Origin of the sequence: Aeromonas sp. WP2-W18-CRE-05, assembly GCF_014168615.1 — a bacterium.
GTDB lineage: Bacteria > Pseudomonadota > Gammaproteobacteria > Enterobacterales > Aeromonadaceae > Aeromonas > Aeromonas caviae.
In genome coordinates, this window is record NZ_AP021917.1 from 3,343,632 (window position 1) to 3,369,015 (window position 25,384).

Sequence of the window (25,384 nt, forward strand, 5' to 3'; positions counted from 1 at the left end):
CCGGGTCAACCAAGACCCGGAGGATGTAGACTTGTGCTGACTCCTTGAGCGCATGGCCTGCGGCTATACGTGAAAGGACGACAGGGGCTGCGAGCCTTTATCGCACAGGCGCCTTGTGCGCATACCACACGCCTTCGCCACGGGCCCGCCAGCGCCGTGGCAAGCGCCCCATGCTCCCCTATCTTGTTGTTCAGACGGGATAAAATGGGGATGTGCCGGTTTATCGGTCACAGGATGGCGGCCAATGCCAGAAAAGACAGAGTTTTTGCTCTGATCCGGGGGCCATTTTGGTACGTATCTCTGGCTCACGACAGGGACGCCTGGTGTACAATCTGCCACCCGATTTCCCCTGACCCGGCCCAGGCTCAGGCCATGATGTACCCCAGAGTAAATGAACGTGACCCCAACCCACCCCATGCTCGACAGTTATTACAGCCAGGATCTGGTCTTCTTCTCCATCCTGGTGGCGGTGCTCGCCTCCTACACGGCGCTGACCATGACCAGCCGGGTGAGCCAGAGCCGGGGACGGGCCGCCGTGCTCTGGCTAGCGGGGGGAGCCTTCGCCATGGGGCTCGGCATCTGGTCCATGCATTTTATCGGCATGCTCGCCTTCAACCTGCCCATCGCGCTGGGATACGATCTGACCCTCACCGGTCTCTCCCTGGTGGCGGCCATCGGCTCCTCGGCCTTTGCGCTCTGGCTGGTGAGTCGTCCCCAGCTCCCCTGGCACCAGATCCTGTTCGGGGCCGTGCTGATGGGGGCCGGCATCGCCACCATGCACTACATCGGCATGGCGGCCATGAAAATAGAGCCCGGCATCCACTACCTCCCTGGGCTCTTCATCCTCTCCATCCTCATCGCGATATTCGCCTCGGGTGCCGCACTCTGGATAGCGTTTCGCCTGCGCAACAGCTCGCCCCGCGCCTTCTTCAGCAAGGCCTTCGCCTCCCTGGTGATGGGGGCAGCCATCATCGGCATGCACTACACCGGCATGGCGGCGGCCCAGTTCCCCGCAGAGAGCCTGTGCGGGGCCCTCTACACCGGTCTCAATACCCAGTGGCTGGCAACCGTGGTCATCATAGTGACCCTGGCGGTGTTCGCCATCGCCTTCGTGCTCTCCATGCTGGATGCCCACGCCGCCAGGCTCTCCACCTCCCTGCATCAGGCCCACGACGAGCTGCTCAAGCTGGCGCTCCATGACAGCCTGACCCGGCTGCCGAACCGGCTGCTGTTTGCCGACCGCCTGGAGCAGCGCATCCAGGAGTGCCAGCACAGCCAGCGCAGCTTCTCCCTGCTGTTTCTCGATCTCGACGGCTTCAAGATCATCAACGATGCCCACGGCCACCACACCGGGGATCTGCTGCTGGCCGAGGTGGCCCAGCGCATCACCGGCCTGCTCGGTGCCAGCGACACCGCCTCGCGCTTTGGCGGGGACGAGTTCGTGCTGGCCCTGGCGCCGGGGGATGTGAGCCAGACCACGGCCTTCGCCGAGCGGCTGCTGGCCACCCTGGCCCAGCCCTATGAGTGGGAGCACCACAGCCTGCACATCACCGCCAGCATCGGCATTGCCGTCTATCCCCAGGATGGCACCAGCCTGCACGAGCTGACCCTCAACGCCGATGCCGCCATGTATTACGCCAAGGAGCAGGGGCGCAACGACTACTACTACTTCGACAGCGCCATGAACGCCAACGCCCACCAGCAGTTCCTGCTGCACAAGGAGCTGCAACACGCCCTGGAGCGGGGGGAGCTGGCCCTGCACTACCAGCCCAAATACTGTGCCCGCAGCGGCCAGGTGGTCGGCGCCGAGGCCCTGCTGCGCTGGCAGCACCCGGAGCATGGTGCCGTCTCGCCGGCCAGCTTCCTGCCGCTGGCGGAGAAGAGCAGGCTCATCATCCCCATCGGCAACTGGGTCATCGACGAGGCGTGCCGCCAGATGAGCGCCTGGCGGGCGGCGGGTCATCACGACTGGAGCGTGGCGGTCAATCTCTCCACCATCCAGCTCGCCAGCCCCGGGTTGCTGGAGGAGGTGCAGGGCGCCCTCGCCCGCCATCGGCTCGAGGCCCGTCACCTGACCCTGGAGATCACCGAATCCACCGCCATGCAGAAGGCCGAGGAGAGCCTCGCCATCCTCAACCGTCTGGCCGAGCTAGGCCTTGGCATCTCCATCGACGACTTCGGCACCGGCTACTCCAGCCTGCTCTACCTCAAGCGCTTCCCCGCCAACGAGCTCAAGATTGACCGGGGCTTTGTCACTACCCTGGAGCGGGGGGGCGACGATGCCACCATCATCGCCGCCATCATCGCCCTGGGTCAGGCCCTGGAGATGCGCATCGTGGCAGAGGGGGTGGAAACCCCGGAGCAGCGCGACCTGCTGACCGAGCTGGGCTGCGACACCTTGCAGGGCTACCTGCTCGGACGCCCCATGACCGGGGAGCAACTGCTTGTCCACTGCGCTCCCGAGACTCCCCAACGGGTGCTGGAAGGTGTGCTTGCCTGACAAGAAGGTGGGGCGCTGCGCCCGTGTCGCCAGGGTCATCACCAGCCCGATTGCGTCCCTTCACGACTCAAGGTAGTCTGCTGCAAGACTCGAATGCTCCTTTATCTTGCCGGGCGCATCGAGCGCCCCCATGGCAGATCACCTATTCAAAGGAGCCACATCCATGGCCAGATACCAGTTCTTCAGCGTCCCCGCCTCCCGCCGTCAGCAATATACCTATGTCGACATGGCCTCCCCCACTTTCCTCACGGAGAAGGAAGCGCTGCTGACGCAAGGGTTCGAGGTGGAAGAGGATTTCATCGACGCGGCCACTCCCCGCGAGGCGGTGGAGAAGTACAGATCCGGTTTTCTCTACGTGGCGGACGAGATAGGCAAGTCAGACGAGGCCTATGCGGCGGCAACGGCCTTGCTGGAGATGGGCAAGAAGATCCTGGGCCGCAAGGCGGGCTGAGCAAGGCGGGCCGCCGGGACGATACCCCCGATGGCCCGCAGGCAGTCAGCGTTGAGGGTGCTGACGGAGCATCTCCACCAGCTCCTCTTCGCTGCCGGGTTCATGGGCAAGCTGCAGGCTGGGGGCGGCGCCCCCCATCAGCATATAAACGTGAGTGCTGCAGTGATCGTAGTGATACCACTTACCGTCGATACAGACGTCGGTATAGCATCTCGGGTCCCTCTTGAGTTCCATACGCACATCCTTATGTGTCATTCACCAACCTCACCCTTGACCGTAAAATAAGCGGCCCGAGTCCCCCTTGACCTGGATCAAGGGTGGTGGCGGGCAGAAGCGGGCAGTGGCCGGATCTGGCCGGGGCCGGATGCCCCCAGCCAGGGTGACCGAGCCCACCAACCGGCCCCAGCCAGGCAACAGCACAACAAAAACGGCGCCCGAAGGCGCCGTTTTTCATGTCCGTCATTTGACCGACGGGGAACAAGCCGCTGGCTTATTCGTCTTCCAGGTAGGCGTAGCCTTGCAGACCCAGCTCCAGCTCGTCGAGCAGGGCCTTGCGGGTCTCGTCGTCCAGCGCCGGGTGGGAGACGATGCGCTGGTAGTTCTCGCGGATCACGGACGGGTCGATGTTGACGTAACGCAGCAGCTGGTCGACGGTGTCGCCACGCACCACGTTGCGGATGTCCATCTTGCCTTCTTCATCCAGCCACACTTCCGCGCAGTGGGTGTCACCAAACAGGTTGTGCAGATCCCCCAGGATCTCCTGATAGGCACCCACCAGGAAGAAGCCGACGTGGCACTCTTCGTCTTCACCGTAGACCGGCATCGGCAGGGTGCTTTCCACCCCCAGACCGTCGACGTAGTGCTCCACCTGACCGTCGGAGTCGCAGGTGATGTCCATCAGGATGCCGCGGCGGGTGAGCGGACGCTCGAGGCCGGCCAGCGGCATCACCGGGAACACCTGACCGATACCCCAGGCATCCGGCAGGGACTGGAACAGGGAGAAGTTGGCAAAGCACTTGTCCGCCAGTTTCTCGGAGAGCTCGTCGGCCAGGGCGCGGTGGTTGCGGTTGACCGGGTTGAGCAGCTCCTTGAGCGCCAGACAGGTGTTCTGGTGCAGCATCTCGGCCCAGGCACGTTGCTCCAGGTTCAAGAGGCCCATGGTGTACTGGGCGTTGACGTCACCGAGATCCGCCACGGAGTCGTGGAAGATCTCCAGCAGGGAGGGGTCTTCCCCGCGCAGGTCCAGCCAGCCTTTCCACATGTTCTGCAAGATGGTGGGCGCGTCTTCGTCCGGGGCGCTGATGTCGTTCACCTCCACCCCTTCGGCACCAATGATGTTGGTGACCAGCACGGCGTGGTGCGCAGTCAGGGCACGGCCGGACTCGCTGATGATGGTCGGGTGCGGCAGGTCGAACTCGCGGCACACATCGCCGATGCCCCAGACCACGTTGTTGGCGTACTCGGAGAGGCTGTAGTTCGCGGAGCAGTGGCTCTGGGAACGGGTGCCCTCGTAGTCCACACCCAGGCCGCCGCCCACGTCCACCACCTCGACCTTGGCGCCAAGACGGCACAGCTCGGCGTAGAAGCGGCCGCACTCGCGGATGCCGCCCTGGATGTCGCGGATGTTGGCGATCTGGGAGCCCAGGTGGAAGTGCAGCAGTTGCAGGCAGTCCAGCTTGCCGAGGCTGCGCAGACGCTCCACCAGCGCCAGGATCTGGGAGGCGGAGAGACCGAACTTGGACATGGAACCGCCGCTCGATTCCCACATGCCGGAGCCGGTGGACGCCAGACGGGCGCGCACCCCGATGTTGGGCTTGATGTTGAGACGAGCAGACTCGTCCAGCACCATTTCCAGCTCGGAGGGCTTCTCCACCACGATGTAGACCTTGTGGCCCATCAGGTTGCCCAGGAGGGCGTGGCGGATGTATTCGCGGTCCTTGTAACCGTTGCAGACGATCACGGACCCTTGCTCATGATGATGGGACAGCACGGCCAGCAACTCGGGCTTGGAGCCCGCTTCCAGCCCAAGCCGGGGCTTGTCGCTGTAGGACTGACTGATGGTCTCGATGACGCGGCGCTGCTGGTTTACCTTGATCGGGTAAACGCACAGGTAATCCCCTTCATAGCCTGACTTTTCGATGGCCTGACCGAAGGCGTTGAACAGCGCATCGACCCGGCTCTTGAGGATGTCGGGGAAACGCAGCAACACCGGCGTGGTCAGCCCGGACTGGCGCAGTTGCTCGATGGCCTCGGACAGCACGATCTGAGCCTCGGGGCGAGACTTGTCGGGAGAGACGGTCACATGACCGGCGTCATTGATATTGAAAAAACCCGCACCCCAGTAGGGAACGTTGTAGACCTTCAAGGAGTCCTTGCTGGACCAGTTAGTCATGGGCTATGCCTCGCAAATGAGCGGCCGTGGGCCGCCTTCGTTACCCTCAATCACATCCAGACCATTGATTGCAAAATGCGGCAAGCCAGAGCGGCCTGCTGACGTTGGACCCGCAACGGAGCATGCTCCGCCACATCCTGTTCATTGCACATCGCGGCAAGCCAAGGCTGCCTGGTGGATCTTGGGAAGTAACGAGTCTTGATGTGGGGCTGGTGGCTTTACATCAAGCTCAACGGTATGCGGTAACACCTTGCCGGCGTACCGCGGTACTTTGATGACAATCGGCATCAGCCACGCCGTTTGTTCATCATTCGGCAGCCATCCCGACGGACAGGAGAGGGTTTCAAGGAAGAGAAGGGAAGACGTCAGCACGCATCGTGTTGATGGACGACAACCACTACGACCCGCTCAACGCCAGTGACCGCCCATGACAAGGGAGATGATGAGCCCGAAGCCCACTCGGTCAGCTGAAAGATGAGAGTCCGTTGTTCTCCCTGATACCGGAGCCTAACCGGTATTAAAGAAACCATTCCCCAGCAGTGTCTGTCGTTTCTGCGTGCCTCGCCCTATAGGCGTCATGATCCTGCGGGTCTGGCGGACACGGCCTGCGCAGGGTTGCCCTTGGATCGGCGCGGAGTGTACACACTTACCGCAGCCAGTGACAATAAAAAATCGTGTTAAAAAACGGGTTTTCATCGGGGGGCAAAATCTCGCTGCCAGCAAGGCGGGCTCTGGGATGGCGGGGGATGAGAGTGCGTGGGCGAGGCGATGAAAATAACCAACACGTCACGCTTTTTGGGTCACCCCTTGCCAGCGCTGGGCCGAGGGGAAATTCAGCTTTTTCGCAATTGCTTAACCAGTTTTTATTTTGGAATTTTTATGCAAGGTGCCGAGCGATGATCCCTGCCCCTCCCCCTCGATGGCCCTCCTCTCCCCCACAAAGTCATCAAAAACTGCGCTGACGCAATAAGCGGCGCCGCCGTCTTGGCCACAATGACTCCTCTTTCGTGACCCGAGGCTTGCCCATGAACACCCTGCTTTCGCGCTTTCTCCACTACCTCACCTTTCATACCCGCTCCGATGCGACCAATCCTGCCTGCCCCAGCAGCGAGGGACAGCGCCTCTTCGCCCGGGCCCTGCGCGATGAAATGACGCAGATGGGGCTGAGCCAGGTCACCCTGGACGAGCATGGCTACCTCACCGCCTGCCTGCCGGGCAACCAGCCGGATGCCCCCGCCATCGGGCTTATCGCCCACATGGACACCGCCGATTACGAGGCCGAGTGCGTCGTTCCCCAGATAGTCGAGAACTATCAGGGGGGCGATATCTGCCTTGGCAAGGGAGACGAGGTGCTGGCCATCCGCCAGTACCGCTTCCTGAAAAACTACCTGGGGCAGGATCTCATCACCACCGACGGCACCACCCTGCTGGGTGCCGACGACAAGGCGGGCATCGCCGAGATCCTCACCGCCGTGGAATACCTGCAGGCTCACCCCGAGATCCCCCGTGGCGATGTCTGGGTCGGCTTTACCCTGGACGAGGAGATAGGGCGCGGTGCCGACCGCTTCCCGCTGGACCGCTTCCCGGCCAAGTGGGCCTACACGGTGGATGGCGGCGAGCTCGGCGAGCTCGAATGCGAGAACTTCAACGCCGCCAGCGCCACGGTGCGCATCACAGGCAACAACGTCCACCCCGGCACCGCCAAGGGCAGCATGATCAACAGCCAGACCCTGGCCGCCCGCTTCCATGCCGCCATGCCCGCCGAACAGACCCCGGAGTGCACCCAGGGGTATGAAGGCTTCTTCCACCTGGCCCGGATGGAGGGCACGGTGGAGGAGACCACCCTGCACTACCTCATCCGCGACTTCGACGATGACTGCTTCGCCGCCCGCAAGGCCCAGCTCAAGGAGCGGGTCGCCTCCCTTCAGCTGGACGCCCCCAGAGCGCGCATCACCCTGGAAATAGTGGACAACTACCGCAACATGCGCAGCCAGATAGCGCCCCATCCCCACATCGTCGAGCTGGCCAAAGCCGCCATGGAGGCCGCCGACGTGGTGCCCAAGATCAAACTCATTCGCGGCGGCACCGACGGCGCCCGGCTCTCCTTCATGGGGCTGCCCTGCCCGAACCTGTTCACCGGCGGCCACAACTTCCACGGCAAGCACGAGTTCATCCCCCTGCAATCCATGGAAAAAGCGGTCGCCACCCTGGCGGCGCTGGTGCGCCTCACCTCTGCCTGGCGGGCAGAGTAAGGGGGCAAGGACGGGGCTCGCCCCGTCATCAAACCGTCACCCAACCGACACACGAAAGGCACGCAGGGGCGTCAAGCTGGGGCAAAGTTCAGCGGAGCCTTGCCCATGTTCGACGTCGATACCCTGCTGGGGCAGCACCTGCCCCGCCTCGCCAGCCAGCCCCGCCTCCGTCCCCTGATGAGGCAGGGGCTGAGCTGGTTGCTGCACGAAGAGGCCTTCACCCGCTTTGCCGCGCGCCATCCCCACCTGCGCGGTCTGGACTTCGTCGAGCAGGCCCTCACCGAGCTCCACTTCGACTACCGGGTGAGCGAGGCCGAGCTCGAGCACATTCCCGCCAGCGGCCGGGTCATTCTTGTCGCCAACCACCCCATCGGCTCCCTGGACGGGCTGGCCCTGCTGCGCCTCATCGGGCGCATCCGCCCCGACGTCAAGATAGTGGCCAACCAGGTGCTGGCCCAGCTCGCGCCGTTGCGCCCTTTGCTATTGCCGGTGGACAACCTGGGGGGCAAGACCGACAGGCAGGCCATCCTCGCCATGAACGAACACCTCGCCGCCGACGGGGCCCTGGTTATCTTCCCCGCAGGCGAGGTCTCCCGCCTCGGCCCCAAGGGGGTAAAGGATGGCCCCTGGCAGGCCGGCTTCATCAAGCTGGCCCAGCGCAGCCGAACGCCCCTGGTGCCCATTCACCTGGGAGGGCGCAACAGCCTCTGGTTCTATCTCGCCTCCTGGCTCAACAAGCCCGCCTCCGCCCTGCTGCTGGTACGCCAGCTGTTTCGCCAGCAGGGGCAGACGCTGCCGGTGACCATAGGGGCGCGCATTCCCCTCGCCAGTTTTCAGGAGCTGCCGGCCAAGACGGCGGCCCGGCTGGTGCGCGGCCACCTCTACCGAATCGCTCGGGGCAAGGCGGGACGGCTGCAGACCGAGGCCCCCATTGCCCTGCCGGAGGATCGCCGCCTGCTGAAACAGGCCATCGACGGGTGCGAGCTGCTAGGCCAGACCCCGGACGGCCAGCGCATCCTGCTCTATCGCCGCCACGAGCAGAGCCACTCGGTGATCCTGCGTGAGCTGGGGCGCCTGCGGGAGATCGCCTTTCGGGCGGTGGGGGAAGGCTCGGGCAAGCGGCGGGATCTCGATGCCTTCGACGATGACTATCACCACCTCATCCTCTGGGATCCCGCCCGCCTCGACATCATCGGCGCCTATCGTTTTGCCCCGGTGGCCGAACGGCTGGCCAGCAAGGGGCTGGATGGCCTCTACAGCCACACCCTGTTCGGCTTCGAAGAGAAGCTGCTGCCCCGGCTGGAACAGGCCATCGAGCTTGGCCGCAGCTTCATCCAGCCCGCCTATTGGGGCAAGCGGGGGCTCGATTACCTCTGGTTCGGCATCGGGGCCTATCTGGCCCGCTATCCCCAATACCGCTACCTGTTCGGGCCCGTCACCCTCTCCGGCAGCCTGCCGCCAGCGGCCAAGGATCTGCTGGTGAGCTTCTATCGCCAGCACTTCGCCCCCGCCCTTGCCCTCGCCCCTTCCCGCCGCCCCTATCCCGCCACGCCGACGCTGTTCGAGGGGCGCGATTACGGGGACGACCTCAAGGTGCTCAAGGCCGGGCTCGACAACCTGGGCTGTGCCATTCCCACCCTCTACAAGCAGTACGCCGAGCTGTGCGAGCCGGGAGGGGTGCAGTTCATGGACTTTGGCATCGATCCGGACTTCAACCACTGCATCGACGGCCTGGTGTGGGTGGACGTAAGCTGCATCAAGCCCCACAAGCGGGCCCGCTATATCGGCCTCCCCGCCGGGGAAGCGCCGGCCACATCTGGCGACCGTTGACCGGGCGCCGCAATGAAAGAGGGAGGCCTGCGCCTCCCTCTTTCACATCATGGGTGATGCCGCCTACTCGGCTGCGGGTTTGCGATCCGCATGGCCGAGATCCCGCTCCGGGGCGATGACATCCCGCACCCGCTGCTTGATCTCCTTGGCCTCGGGGAAGCCCTCGTCGGCCACCCTGTCCCACACCAGCACCCCGTCCACCAGGATGCGAAACTCCCCCTTGCTGGCGGGCACCAGGGCCACCTCTCCCAGTTCGCCGTCGAAGGTGGAGAGCAGCTCCTGGGCGAGCCAGGCGGCCCGCAGCATCCAGCGGCAGAGGGTGCAGTAACGGATTTCGATGCGCGGTTTCGCGAGGGGCAAATGGGTGTTTGTCATGGGGTGACTCCGTGAAAATCGGTCAACCAGTGGCGAGCGATGCGCTGCATGGTGGCCTGGGGCAGTTCGTGAAGGCCCGGGGTGGATGCCTGATGGGCAAGTTGGTGCACCCCTTCGATGATCTCCGCCAGCACCAGGTAGACATATTCGCCGATGACGGCACCGTGGACGAAGTTGACCGCCTCCCCCCGGTTGAGCAAAAAGATGGTGCTGCCGTCCGGCCGGGTCAGGGCCAGCACATGGGGACACACCTCCTCGCTCGGCCAGGGCAGCTGGGCGAGGCTGAAGGCGAATTCGTCGTCGGCGGAGGTGACCGAGGCCAGCATGGCGCCGGGGCGCAGGGCCTGCAGATCGGTGATGTCGAGGGAGCCGTTGCCGGTGGAGCAGATCACCAGCTCGGCGCGGCCCAGGGCCTCGGCCTTGTTCACCAGCTTGAAGCCGTGGGAGAGCGCCTCCACCTGGCGCAGGGCATCCGTCTCCACCAGCTCCAGATGCAGGTTGCGACAGCGCAGTTCCCGGGCGATGCTGCGCCCCACCTTGCCATAGCCGAACAGAGCGGCCTGGCAGACGTTGAAGGTACGCCTCAAGGTACGCGCGAGGGACTCCGCGGAGTAGACCACGCTCAGGCCGATCTGGATATCTTCCGCCTGCTTGAGGGGGCTGCGGGCCACCGAGATGACGGGGGCCGCCAGGGACTCTTGTTCATACCGCTGATGGCCGTTCTCGGTCATCTCCACCACCCCGATGAAGCGTGCGCCAAAGTGCTCGGCCAGTACCGCCTGGCTCTTGGCGAAGTAGCCGCCGATGTCGAGGATGATGAGCCGCTCGTGAGACATCACCAGGGGGGCAATCTGGGCGATCACCTCACCGGGATCCGAGGTCCAGTGGCGATTGAGGGGCAGCACGGGGTAGTGCTGCTGAGCCCAGGCCAGCGTCGGCCCGTGCACGGACTTGGGTTTGGGCAGGATGGCACCGACCCGACCCACCCGATCGAGCACCTGGATGAAGTCGGGTCTGTCGGGAAGCAGGTGGGTCACCAGCAGGATGCAGAGATCCCCAAGACATCCCTGTTCGGTGAAATGGCGAAAAAACAGATGCTCAGATCCCTGACTGTGCAACTGTGGCCTCCTTAGCGTGCCGCGGGAAAGCAGGCAAACAGAACCCGGCATAGCCGGGTTCTGTGTGTATCCAGATAATTGAAAATCCTTTTTATCCGAAAGCACCATGGGTCTCAATCTTTATCTGTCCAGACTTTGACAAGCCCATCAATTTCTAAGGTAATAGCCTGTTTTTCATGCAGAAATCAGTAAAGTGACGCCTCTGGCCATACCCACCACAGACTCACTCCGGCACCGACGGCCGCCACCAGGATCAAGACCCCCCAGCGAGAGAGCCCCGGGCGCCCGTACAGGGCACGTTCCAGCAGCGGCAACAGCCAGACCGGCAGCAGCACCAGCAGGGGCACTTCCACGTACTGCCAGGCGAGCATCTGCACGAAGGCGAGTGCCAGCCCCAGGGCGGCCGGGGTCACCTTGACCCCTGCAAAGGCGCCGAGCAGGGCACGGAATCCGGCAAACGCGGCCAGGGCCCCCGTCAGCTGGGCGATGAGCAGGCTGCCATCGATGCCGATGACCAACGCCAGCCAGATGAAGGCCAGGGCGAAGCCGAGCCCCTCCTCGCTGTCACCACGCCAGTTCGTCCAGCCAGACCAGAGGATGGCGGGCAGCAGGGCCAGCCAGATCCCGGGCTCGCTCGCCAGCACGGAGGCCAGCCCCTGCCACCACACCAGGGCGCCCAGCACCCCGAACAGCGCGAGGGCGACCCCCTTGTTGGTACCCTGGGTCAGGGCGGGTACCAGCAGGGTCAGCGGCAGCCACTGCCACGCCTTGACCGGCAGGCCATAGGCACCGCCCAGCAGGCAACCCACCAGCCAGATCCCCAGGGCGCCCCACAGATAGCCCAGCCGCGGCCAGCGCCACGACAGCAAAGCGGCCCCTAAAGGAGCCGCCAGGGTTTGAAGCAGGAGTGCTGCGCCCATTACTTGCGCACGCCTTCAACGAACAGGTTGATGGTCATCTCGTCAGGGATGTTCGGCACCATGTAGTTCACGCCGAACTCGCTGCGCTTGATGGTGGTGGTGGCGTTGAAGCCGCTGCGGTAGCCGCCCCAGGGATCCTTGCCTTCGCCGATGTGGACCAGGTCGAAGGCCACGTCCTTGGACACGCCGTGCAGGGTCAGGGTGCCCTTGAGTACGCCTTTGTCCTTGGTGCCTTCATAGCCGGTGCTGACGAAGGTCATCTTGGGGTACTGCTTCACGTCCAGGAAGTCGGGGCTGCGCAGGTGCTTGTCGCGGGCCTCGTGGTTGGAATCCACGCTGGCGGCATCGATTTCGAAGCTCGCCTTGGCCGCCGCCGGGTTGGCGTCGTCCATGCTGAAGGTGCCACTGAAGGTGTTGAACCGGCCGACCAGTTCGGAGAAGCCGAGGTGGCCCACCTTGAACTGGACTGTGGTGTGCGCTGCATCGACATCGTAATCGGCAGCCATCAGGGGAGCCGCCATAAACAGGCAAGAGGCCAGCAGGGCCTTGGTCATTTTCATTCCGATCGTTCCTTCATTGGGGGTTCACAACGGTGTCCAAAATGCTAACCTCCTATCGAGAATAGATAATCATCGATTTATTAAAATAATTATCAACCGAGAGTGGAATATGGATCAGATAGCCGCCATGCGCACCTTCATCAAGGTGGTGGAGTGCCAGAGCTTCACCAAGGCCGCCCATCAGCTCGGGATCTCGGTCGCCATGACCTCCAAGCTGATGCAGCAGCTCGAGGAGTCTCTCTCCACCCGGCTGCTGTCGCGCACCACCCGCCAGGTCAATCCCACCGAGGCGGGCCAGTTCTACTACCAGCGCTCCCTGGCCCTGCTGGCGGAGCTGGAAGAGACCCACAGCCAGCTCACCCACAACAACCAGCAGCCCCAGGGCACCCTCAAGCTCTCGGTGCCCATGGATTTCGGCTACCTGCACCTCTCTCCCGCCCTGCCCCTGTTTCGCGAGCGCTACCCGGACTTGAAGCTCGAGATTGAGTACAGCGACCGGCGGGTGGCCCTGGTGGAGGAGGGGTTCGATCTGGCCCTGCGCATCGGCAACCTGCCGGACTCCTCCCTGGTGGCCAAGCCGCTCGCCATGATGAAGATGGTGGTGTGCGCCAGCCCCGACTACCTGGCCCGCCGGGGCAGGCCGAAGACCCCGGAGGATCTCAAGCAGCACGACTGCCTCATCTACACCCTGACCCAGCCGGACTGGGTCTTCAAACGGGATGGGGAGGAGCACAGCATCCGCCCCCAGGGGCCCCTTCGCGCCAACAACGGGGTGGCCCTGACCCGGGCCGCCTGCGACCACCAGGGCATCATCTTGCAGCCCACCTTCATCGTGGGGGATGCGCTGCGCTCGGGGGCGCTGGTCCCCTTGTTGCTGGAGTGGGAGAAGGGGCAGGTGGGGCTCTATGCCCTCTATCCGCACCGCCGTTTCGTGTCGGCCAAGGTGCGCTGCTTCATCGAATTCGTGCAGGAGCGCTATCTGGCGCCCCACTACTGGGACAGGGAGACCTGAGCTCGGGCTCAGGGGGTGGGCATCAGCTCGGCCACCAGCAGGTGATCCTGCTGGCTCATCTGCCAGCGTGGCAGGCGCTGGCGCAAGGCGGCGAGCTCGGCCTCCCCCAGCGCATAGGGCAGGGTGACGTGCAGGCAGTGGCAATCCAGCATGGCCGCCAACTGCATCATCAGGGCGAGGTTCGCCTCGTCGCTCTTGTGCTTGTTGATGCGCTTGCCGAGCTCGTGGCGAAAGTGGGTCTCGGGATCCTGGGTCATCGCCTGCCAGCCGTAGCCAAAGAGCGGGATGAAGGCGCTGACGATGCCAAGGGCGGTGAGGGGCCGTTTGGGCGGGTGATAGAGGGCGTTGAGATCCAGCAGGATGGGGCTTTGATGGGGCTCACGACTGCCGGATAAAATAGTATTGCTCATTGGATTACCCTGTTGATTCCTCTAGACTTCGCCGCATATTTGACCTGACATGCCAACGAGGTGCTGATGCTAAGCGATATCGAGATCTCCCGCCAGTCCCCCCGCCTGCCCATCGCCGAGGTGGCAGCTCAGCTCGGCATAGCGGCCGCCCATCTCCACCCCCACGGCCATTACAAGGGCAAACTCGACCTCGCGCTGCTCCATCACGCCCCCACCCGCGAGCCCGGCAAGCTGGTGCTGGTGAGCGCCATCACGCCGACCCCCCTTGGGGAGGGCAAGACGGTCACCACGATCGGCCTCTCCATGGGGCTCAACCACATCGGCCAGCCCAGCATCGCCACCATTCGCCAGCCGAGCCTCGGCCCCGTCTTCGGGGTCAAGGGGGGCGCCGCCGGGGGCGGCATGGCCCAGGTGGTGCCGATGGAGGAGATGAACCTGCACCTCACCGGGGATTTTCACGCCCTCACCGCCGCCCACAACCTGGCCTCTGCCGCCCTCGATGCCCGCCTGTTCCATGAACGCAAACTCGGTGACCAGTTCAGCGCCAGAACCGGTCTGGCGCGGCTCGATATCGACCCGGCCAACATCCTCTGGCCCCGCACCCTGGACATGAACGACCGGGCGCTTCGCCACCTCACCCTCGGCCAGGGCGGCGCTGCCGATGGTGTCGAGCGCCCCGATCGCTTCGTCATCACCGCCGCCTCCGAGCTGATGGCCATTCTGGCGCTGGCCAGGGATCTCAAGGACTTGCGCGCGCGTATCTGCCGCATCCAGCTCGCCCTTGACCTGCGCGGCAAGCCCATCACCGCCGAGCAGCTGGAAGTGGCGGGGGCCATGACGGTGCTGCTCAAAGACGCCCTCAAGCCCACCCTGATGCAGACCACGGAGCAGACCCCTGTGCTGGTCCACGCCGGCCCCTTTGCCAACATCGCCCACGGCAACTCTTCCGTCATCGCCGATCGCATGGCGCTGGGTCTTGCCGACTACGTGGTGACCGAGGCGGGTTTTGGCTCCGACATGGGACTGGAGAAGTTCTTCAACATCAAGTATCGCCAATCCGGCCTCGCCCCCGCCTGCGTGGTGCTGGTGGCCACGGTGCGCGGCCTCAAGGCCAACAGCGGCCTGCTTGACATCCGGCCGGGCCAGCCGCTGCCGGCCAGCCTGCAAGGGGAAGATCTCCCCACCCTGACAGCGGGGTGCGCCAACCTCGCCTGGCATATTCACAACGCCCGCCGTTACGGGGTGCCCGTGGTGGTCGCCATCAACCGCTTCCCCACCGACAGCGACGCCGAGCTGGCCCTGCTGGAGGAGGCGGCGCGCCAGGCCGGTGCCTGTGGGGTCGCCCTCTCCCGGGCCTTCACTGACGGTGGCGCGGGTGCGGCGGATCTGGCTCACGCAGTGGTGGCGGCCTGCAAGCAGCCCAGTGAGGTCAGGCTGCTCTACCCCGATGAGATGAGCCTTGCCGCCAAGCTCGCCACCCTGGTGGAGTGCGGCTATGGCGGCCGGGGCATCACCCTCTCGGACAAGGCGCGCCAGCAACTGGCCAGACTCTCGGCAGAGGGCCAGGATCACCTGCCCGTCTGCATGGCCAAGACGCCGCTCTCCATCAGCCATGACCCCGCCAGGAAGGGCGTGCCGACGGACTTCGAGGTGCCCATCGAGGAGGTGAAACTCTGCGCGGGGGCAGGCTTCGTCTATGCCCTGGCGGGCCCCATCATGACCATGCCGGGCCTGGGCAGTCTGCCGGCCTATCGCCATATCGACATCAACGATGACGGCGACATTGTCGGCCTGAGCTGACGCGCTGGCTGGCAGTCTGCCGTCCCTGAACACCATATCGACATCGACGATGACGGCGACATTGTCGGCCTGAGCTGACGTACAGGCTGGCAGCCTGCCGTCCCTGAACACCATATCGACATCGACGATGACGGGGAGATTGTCGGCCTGAGCTGACGGCGCCCAGGTCCAGCCAGAAACAACAAGGCCCCGCCGATTGGCGGGGCCTTCTGCGCTGTGCCGGGTGGCAGCAAGACTCAGAGGGTGAAGCGCTGGGTCATATGGTGCAGGGTATTGGCCAGCTTGCTCAGCTCGACACAGGCCTGGGCGGTCTGCTGCGCCCCCTGGGCATTCTCGTCGGCGGCGGTGTGGATCTTGACGATGCTGCGATTGAGCTCCTCGGTGACCGCGTTCTGCTGCTCGGTGGCGGTGGCGATCAGGGTGTTCATGTCGGTGATCTGGGTGACGGCGCCATTGATGCTGTCGATGCTGCTCCCCGCCTCCCGCGCCAGCTCCACGCTCTCCTGCATCTGCTGACGGCTCAGCTGCATGGCGCTGCCCGCCTCGGCGGTACGCTCCTGAAGCACTTCGATCATCTTGCTGATCTCGGCGGTGGACGCCTGGGTGCGCTGGGCCAGACTGCGCACCTCGTCCGCCACCACCGCAAAGCCACGGCCCTGCTCGCCGGCCCGGGCCGCTTCGATGGCCGCGTTGAGGGCCAGCAGGTTGGTCTGCTCGGCGATGCCGCGAATCACGTCCAGCACCATGCTGATGCTGGCGCTGTCGGTCTCCAGTTGCTGCACCACGCCCCCGGCCTGCTCTATCTGGCGGGAAACCTGCTCTATGCTGCCGATGGCGCTGCGCACCACCTGGTTGCCCTGGGTGGAGGTGCGGGAAGCCTGCTTGGCCGCCCCCATGGCGTCCGTGGTGTTGCGAGCCACCTCATTGACGGTGGACTGCATCTCGTTCATGGCGGTGGCGACCTGAGAGACCTCTCCCTGCTGGCTTGCCATGCCTTTGGCGGACTGCTCGGAGATGGCGCTCACCTCCTCTACCGCGCTGCTGAGCTGGCTCACCGAACCGGAGATTTCACTCACCAGCTCCGCCAGAGCCCCCTGCATCCGGTCGATGGCCGACCCCAGCTGGCCCAGCTCGTCGCGGTTGAAGCGGTTGCCGCGGATCCACTCCTGCAGCTCGCCCCGACCGAGATCGCCGCTCGCAATGCGCTGGGCCTGACGGGCCAGCATGATGAGCGGGTCACGGATCTGGCGGGTCAGCACCACGGAGAGGGCGACAACCAGGGCCAGGCCGATCACCAGGGCCAGGGTCACACTCAGCTTGGCGCTGTCAAAGGCGGCGATCACCTCTGCGCGGGAACCCACGGAGTAGCCGTGGTTGATGCGGATGAGATCCCCCACCGACTTGCTCAGGGTGGTGTAGAGGGTGACCCCCTCCCCCATAAAGAGGTGCCGGGCTTCGGCCATCTGTCCCGAGTCCTGCATCTGCCGGATGCGCTGGTGCAGGGCGACATATCGCTCCCAGTCCGCCTTGACGATGTCAAAGGCGCGGCGCTCCTCCCGATCCTCCGCCCAGATGGTGCCATCGTGGGCCACTATCTGGCGCGCAGCCTCTTGCAGGCTCTTCTCGCTCTCGTTGCGATAGCGGGCCTTCTGCTGGGCATCGTCCGCCACCAGGAAGACATCCAGTTCGTAGCGGCGCAGGGCATTGATGGTCTCGCCGAGGGTGCTGGTGCGCACGACGGCGGGCAGGATACTGTCGGTAAAGCCGATGGCGGCGCGGTTCATCTTGCTGAATTCAAACAGCGAGAAGCCGCCGATAAAGGCCATCATCAGGCCGAGTACGGCAAAGCCGGCGGTAAGTTTTTTGCCTATCGTCATGGTGTTCATGGCATGTCCTGCATGGGGGAAAACAAGTGGCATTGCTGGGCGCAGGCCTGGCCTGCGCCTTCACTACCCTCCTTGGCAGCACATCTCGTCCCTGTCGGCGCGCACAAGGGCGGGCCCGGGGTGTCGGCGTCAACCAGACCGTCCGACAACACGGAGAGCCATAGCGACCGACACGGTCACAACTTTAGGTATTTTTCAAAAAAAGTGAGGGAAAGGAGACGGGGCCTGTCGGCGACAGCCCCCGGGAGCACTACCCTTTCAGACCACCGAGGAACTCGGCGCGGGTGTCGGGCTGGGTCTTGAAGACGCCGCCCAGGGAGGTGGTGGTGGTGTAGGAGGTGGAGTCCATCACGCCACGGGCCTTCACGCAGAAGTGGGTCGCCTTGATGCTGATGGCCACGTCCCTGGTGCCAAGCAGGGTCTGCAACGCCAGCAGGATCTGCTGGGTCAGCCGCTCCTGTACCTGGGGACGACGGGCGAAGAACTGCACGATGCGGTTGATCTTCGACAGGCCAATCACCTTGCCGCGGGGAATGTAGGCCACGTGGGCAAAGCCGTCTATGGTGACGAAGTGGTGCTCGCAGGTGCTGGTGAGGCTGATGTCCCTCACCATGATCATCTCGTCCACCTTCATCTTGTTCTCGATCACCGTCACCTTGGGGAAAGTGGCATAGTCGAGGCCGGAGAAGATCTCGTTCACGTACATCTTGGCAATGCGGTGCGGGGTCTCGGCCAGACTGTCGTCGGCCAGATCCAGTCCCAGCGTCTCCATGATGGCGCGCATATGACCTTCGATTTTTTCCTTTTTCTGCTGGCCGCTCAATTCATTGGCCACCAGAGGTGTCTCAAGGCCCTCGGCCTCGAGCGCCGCCCTGACCAACAGGGCTTCCTGGCTTAAGCTCGTCATCGTGTTTCTCTCCCACGCTCAGGGACTGTGCTGGCCTGCGGCATGGTGCCGCGGCGCAATCTTACAGGGCGATTATTGTCATAATTCTGTCTAACTCAAGCCCGGTGCCCGACTTTATGCCAAACCACCCCGTTTTGTCCGCACCGGCCTGCCCATTCGGGGGCAAGGCGCACGGCCGTGCCGCCTCTTCCCCAGCCACCATCTCGCACAAGCCTCGCTCTGGTTACCCATCAGGAGGTAATTCAACGGGATAGCGCCCCATAATCCGATCACACCGGGGCATCTGCCCCCCATTACCGCACCTTCGGCCTGCCCATCGGAGCGGATTTTTGGGATAATCCGCCCCCTACACACCAGAGAGGTCATGATGATGGGATTCGATACCGGTGCACTCCTCCCCTTGGACAAGGCCCTGCAAGGGATGCTGGAACAACTCACCTGCTGCTGCGAGACGGAGCAGTTGCCCCTGCCCCAGGCGCTGGATCGGATCCTGGCCGAGGAGATAAGCTCCCCCCTCTTCGTCCCCCCCTTCGACAACGCCGCCATGGACGGCTATGCCGTGCGCCTGGCGGATCTCGCCGCCGGGGTGCCGCTCCCCGTGGCGGGCAAGGCCTTTGCGGGCCAGCCCTATGAGGGGGAGTGGCCCGCCGGCCACTGCATCCGCATCATGACCGGAGCCCCTGTGCCCCCGGGTGCAGACGCTGTGGTGATGCAGGAAGAAACGCAAGCCGGCGACAACGGGATCACTTTCCTGACCCGCCCCGTTGCCGGCCAGAACATCCGTCGCCGCGGCGAGGATCTGGCGCAGGGTGCCCGGGTGCTCGAGAGCGGCCTGCGCCTGAGCCCCAGGGAGCTGCCGCTGCTCGCCTCCCTTGGCATCGCGAACGTCACGGTGCGCCGTCCCCTCAAGGTCGCCATCTTCAGCACAGGGGACGAGCTCAAGCCTCTGGGCACCCCGCTCCAGCACGGGGACATCTACGACTCCAACCGCTACGGGGTCAAGGCGATGCTGAGCCGCATGGGCTGTGAGTGCCTGGACCTTGGCATCATCCCCGACGATCCGGCTGCCCTGCGCGCCGCCTTCTTGCAGGCCGACCGCGAGGCCGATGCCCTGATCACCACCGGGGGCGTCTCGGTGGGAGAAGCGGACTTCACCAAGCAACTGCTCGAAGAGCTCGGGGAAATTGGCTTCTGGAAGCTCTCCATCAAGCCGGGTAAACCCTTCGCCTTTGGCCGATTGCCAAACGCCTGGTTCTTCGGTCTGCCGGGCAACCCGGTCTCCGCCATGGTCACCTTCGATCAGCTGGTGCAACCGGCCCTGGCCAGACTGGCCGGTCAGCAGTTTGCACGCCCGCACCCCCTCCAGGCCCTGGCGACAGAGGCGCTCAAGAAGAGCCCGGGGCGCCTGGACTTCCAGCGCGGCATCCTGAGCGTGGGCCCCAATGGCCTCGAGGTGCGCAGCACCGGCTCCCAGGACTCCGGGGTGTTCAGCTCCCTGTCCCGGGCCAACTGCTACATCGTGCTCGAGCAGGAGCGCGGCAAGGTGGCCGCCGGTGAGACGGTCACCGTCGAGCCCTTCTCGGGGCTGCTGCTGTGAGCGAGATCCTGAGCGACGCCGAGCTCCTTCGCTACAACCGCCAGATCGTGCTCAAATCCTTCGACTTCGAGGGACAGGAGGCGCTCAAGCAATCCCGCGTGCTGGTCATCGGCGCCGGGGGCCTCGGCTGCGCCGCCAGCCAGTATCTGGCGGTGGCCGGGGTCGGCCACCTCACCCTGGTGGATTTCGATCGGGTGGAGCTCTCCAATTTGCAGCGCCAGGTGCTGCACAGCGACGCGCGCATCGGCCAGCTCAAGGTGGAGTCCGCGGCGACGTCCCTGCGCGCCCTCAACCCCTGGCTCGAGGTGGAGACCCACGCCGCCCTCGCCGACGAGGCGCTGCTCGATGCCCTGCTGCCAGGCCATCAGCTGGTGCTCGACTGCACCGACAACGTCGCCATCCGCAACCTCCTCAACCAGCGTGCCCGCCAGCACAAGGTGCCCCTGGTCAGCGGCGCCGCCATCCGGCTGGAAGGGCAGCTCTGCAGCTTCACCTGGCAGGACGATGAACCCTGCTACGCCTGTCTCAGCGCCCTCTTTGGCGATCAGGCCCTCACCTGTGTCGAGGCGGGGGTACTGGCCCCCGTGGTGGGGCTGGTGGGCAGTCTGCAGGCGCTCGAGGCCATCAAGCTGCTGGCGGGCATGGGCAAAAGCTACAGCGGCCGCCTGCTGATGATCGACGGTCTGGGTGGCAGCTTTCGCGAGCTGAAACTGCCCAAACGCCCCGACTGCCCGGTCTGCTCGAGGCCCTGAGCTGCGCCCACAAAAAAGCCGAACCCCGGGGTTCGGCTTTTTTCATTGGGCAACGGGTCGTCACAAAGGGCCTAGAAGATCCCCTTCGCCTTGACCTTCTTCATGCTCGCCACCTGGTTCGAGAGATCTTCGATGAGGGGCTCGGCCAGCTCGGACGAGCCAGCCCCCCGGGCGGGCTGGCTGGCCAGGCGCTGGATCAGGCGCTGGATCAGGCGGTGCTGCTCGCGAATGAGCCGGGACTGCTCCTCCAACTGGCGGGAGAGCAGCTGGATGCTGCCCGCAAGGGGGGCCAGATCCGCCTCTCCCCCCGCCGTCGGCAGCTTGCCCGCGATGGCCTCTGCTAGCAGATCGTGATCGAGCGGGGCCGGCAACCCCTGCTTCAGCTCGTCCCAGAGCCCGGTGGGCTGCTGCTCGCCGATGCGGCTCACAATCTCGTCCACCAGGCTGTCCGGAAGTGGCGCCGCCGCCTGCTGACCCAGACGCAGAACAATTTCATCCGCCAGCCCCCGGTTGTCCCCCTGCCCCAGCTGGGGAGCCAGCCTGGCCACGATTTCATCGATCAGGGTATCGGTCGCCACGGGCGCACTCCCTTCCCCCAGCTCGAAGCCGCAACTGGCGAAGACATGGCGCAGGGTCGAGAGGTTCACCTGCTCCGGGCCGAAGGCATTGGCCATCCCCTTGCACAGGCTCGGTGCCAGCACGTACAGGAACATGCCGCTCAGGTAGATGTCCTTGTGAAAACGGCTCTTGGAGAAGTCGAACTCCTCCACATCGTCCTGGATCTTGCGCGCCCGCTGATACCAGCTTTGCAAGATCCCGGCCGCATAGCGATCAGACTCCAGCGCACCCGGATCCATGAAGATGGAGAAGGTCATGCGCTTGAGTTGACTACTCATCGCCGACCTCGGCCATCACGGGCGCCTCACGGTACACCTCTTCCTCTTCCGTGGTGTAGAGGCAGATCTCCCGCGCCAGGGCGGACTGGGCATCGTCCAGCAGCTCCACCCGCTCCCCCAGGGTCGGATAGGCAGCCTTGATGGCATCGACGATCAGGGACGCGCCGCCACCGACCAGATAGATCCGGTTCGGGTTCTTGGCGAACTTCTTCGCCTCGTGGGCCACCTGGGATCCCAGCTCGTCGATCTTGTTCTGCATCTTCTCGAGGATCTTCGGGATCTGGCTCTCGTCGTTGACCACGTCCCGCACGAAGCTCATGTCGTGGCGGCGCTTGATGAATTCGTTGGCCACCAGATAGCTCGAATCGCTGTCTGCCGCCGCCAGCGCCTTGCGGGTCGCGTCGGTTACCATGGAGACGCCGATCTCGTTGTTGCCATACACATCGGAAACGTCGTCAAACTCGCCAACGATGATCCCCATGTCCAGGGTGGTGCCACCGCAGTCGATCACCAGCGTCTTGGTGAACTCGTTGCAGCCCGAGCCAATCAGGCGGGAGAGCGCCGCCGGCAGGCTTTCCGGCATCACCTCCACGCTGACGATGTTGAACAGCTCACCCTTGTTGAGGCTGATGGCCCGCATCAGGTTGCGGCGCTTCTTCTCGATCTTCTCTTCATTGCGCTGACAGTCATCCGGGTTGTAGAACTCGGTGATGGGCAGGGTCACGGTGATGGCCACATCGCAGGGGGTCACGCCGGTCTGCAACAGGGCATGGTGCACGGAGAGCAGGTTGAGATCGTCGTACTGGTACTCCACGTGGGTGGTGGCCAGGGACTTGTCGGAGGTGGCGTCGTAGGTGTACTTGGTGTTGCCTATCTCGTAGTTGTAGATCTTCTTGTCCTTGCGCAAGGCGGCACTCTTCCAATCCTTGCGAAAGGAGTTGGGGGAGATGATGGTCTTGAGCACCTTGTTCTCAATCCAGCTCACCTTGACGTTGGTTGAACCATCGTCGATGGCCATTTTCATTACTTCAGACATGAGGAAATACCTGTTCAATAGGGCAAGATGGGTCCGATTGCCTTGCCATCTGCCACTGGCAAGGCGATCGGACCAATACATACACGGGGGATCAAGGTCAAAAGGCGACAAGTCTAATGGGTTTCTAAAATCCGGTGAAGCAAATGATTGAACCCGGCGGGATCTTCCGCCGGCCAGGCGTGGTGACCATCCGGGGTGTGGATGGTGGCATTGGGCAGGGAGGCGAACTGCTCCACCCGCCGCGCCAGGGGCAGATAGTCGTGACTGGTGGAGACGATGGCCACCGGCTGCCAGAGGGTGCCGAGACGAGCCCGCACCGACCAGCCGGGCAGCGCCTCCAGCAGCGCCTTGTAGGTCTTCTTTTTGTTGCGCACGAAGCGCCCCCGGAAGGTGTGGCGCACCTGGGCGAGATCGGGGCCGGGAAAGAGCTCGCGACCGAGCCACCACGCCAGCGGCCGCATGCCGAACCAGCGCAGCCACTTGAGGCGCATGGCATAGCGCTCCTGCTCCTTTGGCGTCTCCAGCAGAAATTCGCTGAAGCCGTTGACCAGCACCAGCCCCTGCACCTTGTGGGGCAGTTGCAGCGCCAGCTCCAGCGCCACCATGGCACCGAGCGACAACCCCACTACCCAGGCAGGCTCGGGCTGTTCGTCGAGCCAGCGGGCCACGTCCGCCGCCAGGGTGGGCACGTCAAAGGGCCCCTCCTGCATGCTCTGGCCGTGGCCGCGCAAGTCGATGGCCACCACCCGGTAACGCTCGGAAAAACGCTCGATCTGCGCCTGCCAGTCGAGGCTGGAAGAGCCCAGCCCGTGCAGCAAGAGCAGCAAGGGCCCCTCCCCCGCACTGCGCAGGGCCAAGCCATGGGATTTCATTACCTGATTGCGACGCACCCGTCCCCCCTTTCTCGACGCCATGCCGGCCACTCATGACCAGCCCATCCGCACTCCGGTCCCCTGTCTACCCCTCTCCCACCAGGCTCACCGCCTTGATGTAGGCGTAGAGGCGCATGGCCGGCGTCAGGGCGAGCCGCTGCGCGGAGCGGCTGGTGATCCGGGCCAGCAGTATCTGCTGCCCGAGAGCCAACTGCAACAGGGTCTGCCCCGGTCGCACCTCCCGCACCTCCAGCAGCCGGGTCTCGAGGCAGTTGGAGAGGCTGGAGTGCACGATGGGCTCGGTGGCGATCACCAGATCCCGCGCCGCCACCTTGATCTGCAAGGGGCCAGCTTCATCGGGGGCATGCTCCATGGTCACCATCAGGGTCTGCTCCCCGAGTCGCAGGGTCGCCATCTGCTCGTGCTCGTCGTAGTGGGCCAGGGTCGCCGAGAGCATGACCCCGACGTCGTCGCGACTGGCCAGCGACAGGTCGGTGCGGGCGAAGATCTCCTCGGGGGTGCCCTGGGCCTCCACCCGCCCCTCTGCCAGCAGCACCAGTCCATCGCAGAGCAGGCTCACCTCCTCCATGGCGTGGCTGACGAAGATCATGGGGATGCCGCTCTCCTGCTGCAAGCCCTTGAGCACGTGGGCCTGATGGATGCGGCTGCGCCTGTCCAGCGCCGAGAAGGGTTCATCCAGCAGCAGCAAGTCGGGCTCGGCCAGCAAGGCCCTGGCCAGTGCCACTCGCTGACGCTGACCGCCGGAGAGGCCGTGGGCCGGTTGCCCCAGCAGCTCGGCAAAGCCGAGGCGCGCAGCCAGATCCTCTGGCTGCCAGCGCCCCCTCCCCTTGCGAGCCGCCAGTTGCAGGTTGCCGAGCACGCTCAGGTGGGGGAAGAGACGAGCATCCTGAAACACCAGCCCGATGCGCCGCGCCTCGGGGGGCAGGGCTGCAAGCTCGCGCCCCTGCCAGCGCAGGGCATCGCCCGGGGCCTTGTCGAGCCCGGCGATGATGCGCAGCAGGGTGCTCTTGCCACAGCCCGAAGGACCGAACAGGCCGAGGATGCGGCTGGGGGGCAGCGCCAGATCGCACGCCAGGGTGAAGGGGCCGAAATCACGTCTGGCCTTGAGGTAGAGGCTCATCCGAACAGCCTCCGTTGCCGACGTTGCAGCACGCCGTAGACCAGCACCAGCATCACCAGGGAGAAGCCCATCAGGCCGCCTGCCAGAATATGGGCATTCTGGTAATCCATCGCCTCCACGTGATCAAACAGGGCGATGGAGAGCACCTGGGTCTCCCCGGGAATGTTGCCGCCGATCATCAGCACCACCCCGAACTCCCCCAGGGTGTGGGCAAAGCCCAGCGCCGCCGCCATCACGAAGCTGGGCAGCGTCATGGGCAGGATGATGCGAAAGAAGCGCTCAAACGGGCCCATCCCCAGGGTGGCAGCAGCCTCCAGCTCCTTGTTGCCCATGTTGACGAAGGCGGAGGTGAGGGGCTGTACCACGAAGGGGAGCGAATAGATGACGGAGGCGATGAGCAGGCCGAGAAAACTGAAGGCGAGCGGGGCCCCGAAAGTCTCCCGCCACCAGCCACCGAGGCCGTACTCCGGGGAGAAGGCCAGCAGCAGATAGAAACCGAGCACGGTGGGCGGCAGCACCAGCGGCAGGGCCACCATGGCCTCCACCAGGGGGCGCAGCCGGTGCTGGCTGCGAGACAACCACCAGGCGAGCGGCGGCGACAGCAGCAGCAGGATGGCAGTGGTGCTGGCCGCCAGTTTCAGGGTCAGCCAGACCGCCAGCAGATCCCCTTCACTCAT

The 25,384-nt window shown here is 64.6% G+C and carries 22 protein-coding genes; 8 read left to right on the forward strand and 14 right to left on the reverse strand.

All coding sequences use genetic code 11. The features are described 5' to 3' along the window. Positions 1-391: 391 nt before the first annotated feature. Both H7R73_RS15505 and H7R73_RS15510 read left to right on the forward strand, forming a co-directional pair. Complete coding sequence (locus tag H7R73_RS15505) at positions 392-2,500, forward strand: putative bifunctional diguanylate cyclase/phosphodiesterase (RefSeq protein ID WP_223302532.1); 2,109 nt, start codon at positions 392-394, stop codon at positions 2,498-2,500. Between the two features lie 163 nt (positions 2,501-2,663). After that, positions 2,664-2,951, forward strand: coding sequence for a hypothetical protein (locus H7R73_RS15510; RefSeq protein WP_041212754.1), 288 nt, complete (start codon positions 2,664-2,666; stop codon positions 2,949-2,951). A 45-nt stretch (positions 2,952-2,996) separates the two neighbouring features. On the opposite strand, the gene H7R73_RS15515 is transcribed toward H7R73_RS15510, so the two are convergent. Both H7R73_RS15515 and speA read right to left on the reverse strand, forming a co-directional pair. Next, positions 2,997-3,185 carry a hypothetical protein gene (locus H7R73_RS15515; protein WP_010674183.1) on the reverse strand — a complete coding sequence of 63 codons (189 nt, stop codon included), beginning with the start codon at positions 3,183-3,185 and terminating at the stop codon, positions 2,997-2,999. Positions 3,186-3,441: 256 nt separating this feature from the next. After that, positions 3,442-5,343: a biosynthetic arginine decarboxylase gene (speA, locus tag H7R73_RS15520; RefSeq protein WP_041212753.1), complete on the reverse strand. Its 1,902-nt coding sequence runs from the start codon at positions 5,341-5,343 to the stop codon at positions 3,442-3,444. A 1,025-nt stretch (positions 5,344-6,368) separates the two neighbouring features. Here speA and pepT point away from each other — a divergent pair. Together pepT and H7R73_RS15530 are read left to right on the forward strand one after the other, a co-directional pair. Next, positions 6,369-7,595 carry a peptidase T gene (gene pepT, locus H7R73_RS15525; RefSeq protein ID WP_103259842.1) on the forward strand — a complete coding sequence of 409 codons (1,227 nt, stop codon included), beginning with the start codon at positions 6,369-6,371 and terminating at the stop codon, positions 7,593-7,595. 105 nt (positions 7,596-7,700) lie between these two features. Beyond that, positions 7,701-9,425: a lysophospholipid acyltransferase family protein gene (locus H7R73_RS15530; RefSeq protein WP_103259841.1), complete on the forward strand. Its 1,725-nt coding sequence runs from the start codon at positions 7,701-7,703 to the stop codon at positions 9,423-9,425. 63 nt (positions 9,426-9,488) lie between these two features. On the opposite strand, the gene H7R73_RS15535 is transcribed toward H7R73_RS15530, so the two are convergent. From H7R73_RS15535 to H7R73_RS15550, 4 genes are all read right to left on the reverse strand, one after another. Further along, a complete protein-coding gene (locus H7R73_RS15535) occupies positions 9,489-9,800 on the reverse strand; it encodes a SelT/SelW/SelH family protein (protein ID WP_103259840.1) in 312 nt (103 codons plus the stop codon). Next, positions 9,797-10,918: an adenosylhomocysteinase gene (locus H7R73_RS15540; protein WP_103259839.1), complete on the reverse strand. Its 1,122-nt coding sequence runs from the start codon at positions 10,916-10,918 to the stop codon at positions 9,797-9,799. Before H7R73_RS15540 ends, H7R73_RS15535 begins: the two co-directional genes overlap by 4 nt. Positions 10,919-11,103: 185 nt before the next feature. Then, complete coding sequence (locus H7R73_RS15545) at positions 11,104-11,838, reverse strand: hypothetical protein (protein ID WP_103259838.1); 735 nt, start codon at positions 11,836-11,838, stop codon at positions 11,104-11,106. After that, positions 11,838-12,398, reverse strand: a complete 561-nt coding sequence (locus tag H7R73_RS15550) for a YceI family protein (protein ID WP_010674176.1) — start codon at positions 12,396-12,398, stop codon at positions 11,838-11,840. Before H7R73_RS15550 ends, H7R73_RS15545 begins: the two co-directional genes overlap by 1 nt. Before the next feature lie 109 nt (positions 12,399-12,507). Here H7R73_RS15550 and H7R73_RS15555 point away from each other — a divergent pair, with 109 nt between their 5' ends. Beyond that, positions 12,508-13,410, forward strand: coding sequence for a LysR family transcriptional regulator (locus H7R73_RS15555; protein WP_039038856.1), 903 nt, complete (start codon positions 12,508-12,510; stop codon positions 13,408-13,410). Between the two features lie 8 nt (positions 13,411-13,418). On the opposite strand, the gene H7R73_RS15560 is transcribed toward H7R73_RS15555, so the two are convergent. Next, positions 13,419-13,820 (reverse strand): hypothetical protein, encoded by a 402-nt coding sequence (locus H7R73_RS15560; RefSeq protein WP_010674174.1) that lies wholly within the window; start codon positions 13,818-13,820, stop codon positions 13,419-13,421. Positions 13,821-13,886: 66 nt separating this feature from the next. On the opposite strand from H7R73_RS15560, the gene H7R73_RS15565 reads away from it, so the two are divergent. Continuing rightward, positions 13,887-15,620 carry a formate--tetrahydrofolate ligase gene (locus tag H7R73_RS15565; RefSeq protein ID WP_182951317.1) on the forward strand — a complete coding sequence of 578 codons (1,734 nt, stop codon included), beginning with the start codon at positions 13,887-13,889 and terminating at the stop codon, positions 15,618-15,620. 236 nt (positions 15,621-15,856) lie between these two features. Here the strand turns inward: H7R73_RS15565 and H7R73_RS15570 are convergent, their stop codons facing one another. Further along, on the reverse strand, positions 15,857-17,506 hold the full coding sequence (locus tag H7R73_RS15570) for a methyl-accepting chemotaxis protein (RefSeq protein ID WP_103259837.1): 1,650 nt from the start codon (positions 17,504-17,506) through the stop codon (positions 15,857-15,859). 250 nt (positions 17,507-17,756) lie between these two features. Beyond that, positions 17,757-18,413 carry a GTP cyclohydrolase I FolE gene (gene folE, locus H7R73_RS15575; RefSeq protein WP_010674171.1) on the reverse strand — a complete coding sequence of 219 codons (657 nt, stop codon included), beginning with the start codon at positions 18,411-18,413 and terminating at the stop codon, positions 17,757-17,759. Positions 18,414-18,783: 370 nt separating this feature from the next. Here folE and moeA point away from each other — a divergent pair, with 370 nt between their 5' ends. Both moeA and moeB read left to right on the forward strand, forming a co-directional pair. Beyond that, on the forward strand, positions 18,784-20,010 hold the full coding sequence (gene moeA / locus H7R73_RS15580; protein WP_103261105.1) for a molybdopterin molybdotransferase MoeA: 1,227 nt from the start codon (positions 18,784-18,786) through the stop codon (positions 20,008-20,010). After that, a complete protein-coding gene (gene moeB, locus H7R73_RS15585; RefSeq protein WP_103259836.1) occupies positions 20,007-20,762 on the forward strand; it encodes a molybdopterin-synthase adenylyltransferase MoeB in 756 nt (251 codons plus the stop codon). Before moeA ends, moeB begins: the two co-directional genes overlap by 4 nt. 71 nt (positions 20,763-20,833) lie before the next feature. Here the strand turns inward: moeB and H7R73_RS15590 are convergent, their stop codons facing one another. From H7R73_RS15590 to modB, 5 genes are all read right to left on the reverse strand, one after another. Further along, positions 20,834-21,658 (reverse strand): hypothetical protein, encoded by an 825-nt coding sequence (locus tag H7R73_RS15590; protein ID WP_232092702.1) that lies wholly within the window; start codon positions 21,656-21,658, stop codon positions 20,834-20,836. Next, positions 21,651-22,694 (reverse strand): plasmid segregation protein ParM domain-containing protein, encoded by a 1,044-nt coding sequence (gene parM, locus H7R73_RS15595; RefSeq protein ID WP_223302530.1) that lies wholly within the window; start codon positions 22,692-22,694, stop codon positions 21,651-21,653. Before parM ends, H7R73_RS15590 begins: the two co-directional genes overlap by 8 nt. 113 nt (positions 22,695-22,807) lie before the next feature. Continuing rightward, positions 22,808-23,584, reverse strand: a complete 777-nt coding sequence (locus H7R73_RS15600; protein WP_182951754.1) for an alpha/beta fold hydrolase — start codon at positions 23,582-23,584, stop codon at positions 22,808-22,810. Positions 23,585-23,651: 67 nt separating this feature from the next. Beyond that, positions 23,652-24,707, reverse strand: a complete 1,056-nt coding sequence (gene modC, locus H7R73_RS15605) for a molybdenum ABC transporter ATP-binding protein (protein WP_041215506.1) — start codon at positions 24,705-24,707, stop codon at positions 23,652-23,654. Next, entirely contained in the window at positions 24,704-25,384 is a 681-nt protein-coding gene (modB, locus tag H7R73_RS15610; RefSeq protein WP_010674165.1) for a molybdate ABC transporter permease subunit, read from the reverse strand. Before modB ends, modC begins: the two co-directional genes overlap by 4 nt.

Excerpts from the sequence above, each read along its gene's own strand:
- H7R73_RS15505 (WP_223302532.1), top strand. The coding sequence starts at position 392 with ATGAACGTGACCCCAACCCACCCCATGCTCGACAGTTATTACAGCCAG.
- H7R73_RS15510 (WP_041212754.1), top strand. The coding sequence starts at position 2,664 with ATGGCCAGATACCAGTTCTTCAGCGTCCCCGCCTCCCGCCGTCAGCAA.
- H7R73_RS15515 (WP_010674183.1), bottom strand. The coding sequence starts at position 3,185 with ATGGAACTCAAGAGGGACCCGAGATGCTATACCGACGTCTGTATCGAC.
- speA (WP_041212753.1), bottom strand. The coding sequence starts at position 5,343 with ATGACTAACTGGTCCAGCAAGGACTCCTTGAAGGTCTACAACGTTCCC.
- pepT (WP_103259842.1), top strand. The coding sequence starts at position 6,369 with ATGAACACCCTGCTTTCGCGCTTTCTCCACTACCTCACCTTTCATACC.
- H7R73_RS15530 (WP_103259841.1), top strand. The coding sequence starts at position 7,701 with ATGTTCGACGTCGATACCCTGCTGGGGCAGCACCTGCCCCGCCTCGCC.
- H7R73_RS15535 (WP_103259840.1), bottom strand. The coding sequence starts at position 9,800 with ATGACAAACACCCATTTGCCCCTCGCGAAACCGCGCATCGAAATCCGT.
- H7R73_RS15545 (WP_103259838.1), bottom strand. The coding sequence starts at position 11,838 with ATGGGCGCAGCACTCCTGCTTCAAACCCTGGCGGCTCCTTTAGGGGCC.
- H7R73_RS15550 (WP_010674176.1), bottom strand. The coding sequence starts at position 12,398 with ATGAAAATGACCAAGGCCCTGCTGGCCTCTTGCCTGTTTATGGCGGCT.
- H7R73_RS15555 (WP_039038856.1), top strand. The coding sequence starts at position 12,508 with ATGGATCAGATAGCCGCCATGCGCACCTTCATCAAGGTGGTGGAGTGC.
- H7R73_RS15560 (WP_010674174.1), bottom strand. The coding sequence starts at position 13,820 with ATGAGCAATACTATTTTATCCGGCAGTCGTGAGCCCCATCAAAGCCCC.
- H7R73_RS15565 (WP_182951317.1), top strand. The coding sequence starts at position 13,887 with ATGCTAAGCGATATCGAGATCTCCCGCCAGTCCCCCCGCCTGCCCATC.
- H7R73_RS15570 (WP_103259837.1), bottom strand. The coding sequence starts at position 17,506 with ATGAACACCATGACGATAGGCAAAAAACTTACCGCCGGCTTTGCCGTA.
- folE (WP_010674171.1), bottom strand. The coding sequence starts at position 18,413 with ATGACGAGCTTAAGCCAGGAAGCCCTGTTGGTCAGGGCGGCGCTCGAG.
- moeA (WP_103261105.1), top strand. The coding sequence starts at position 18,784 with ATGGGATTCGATACCGGTGCACTCCTCCCCTTGGACAAGGCCCTGCAA.
- H7R73_RS15590 (WP_232092702.1), bottom strand. The coding sequence starts at position 21,658 with ATGAGTAGTCAACTCAAGCGCATGACCTTCTCCATCTTCATGGATCCG.
- parM (WP_223302530.1), bottom strand. The coding sequence starts at position 22,694 with ATGTCTGAAGTAATGAAAATGGCCATCGACGATGGTTCAACCAACGTC.
- modC (WP_041215506.1), bottom strand. The coding sequence starts at position 24,707 with ATGAGCCTCTACCTCAAGGCCAGACGTGATTTCGGCCCCTTCACCCTG.
- modB (WP_010674165.1), bottom strand. The coding sequence starts at position 25,384 with ATGAGTGAAGGGGATCTGCTGGCGGTCTGGCTGACCCTGAAACTGGCG.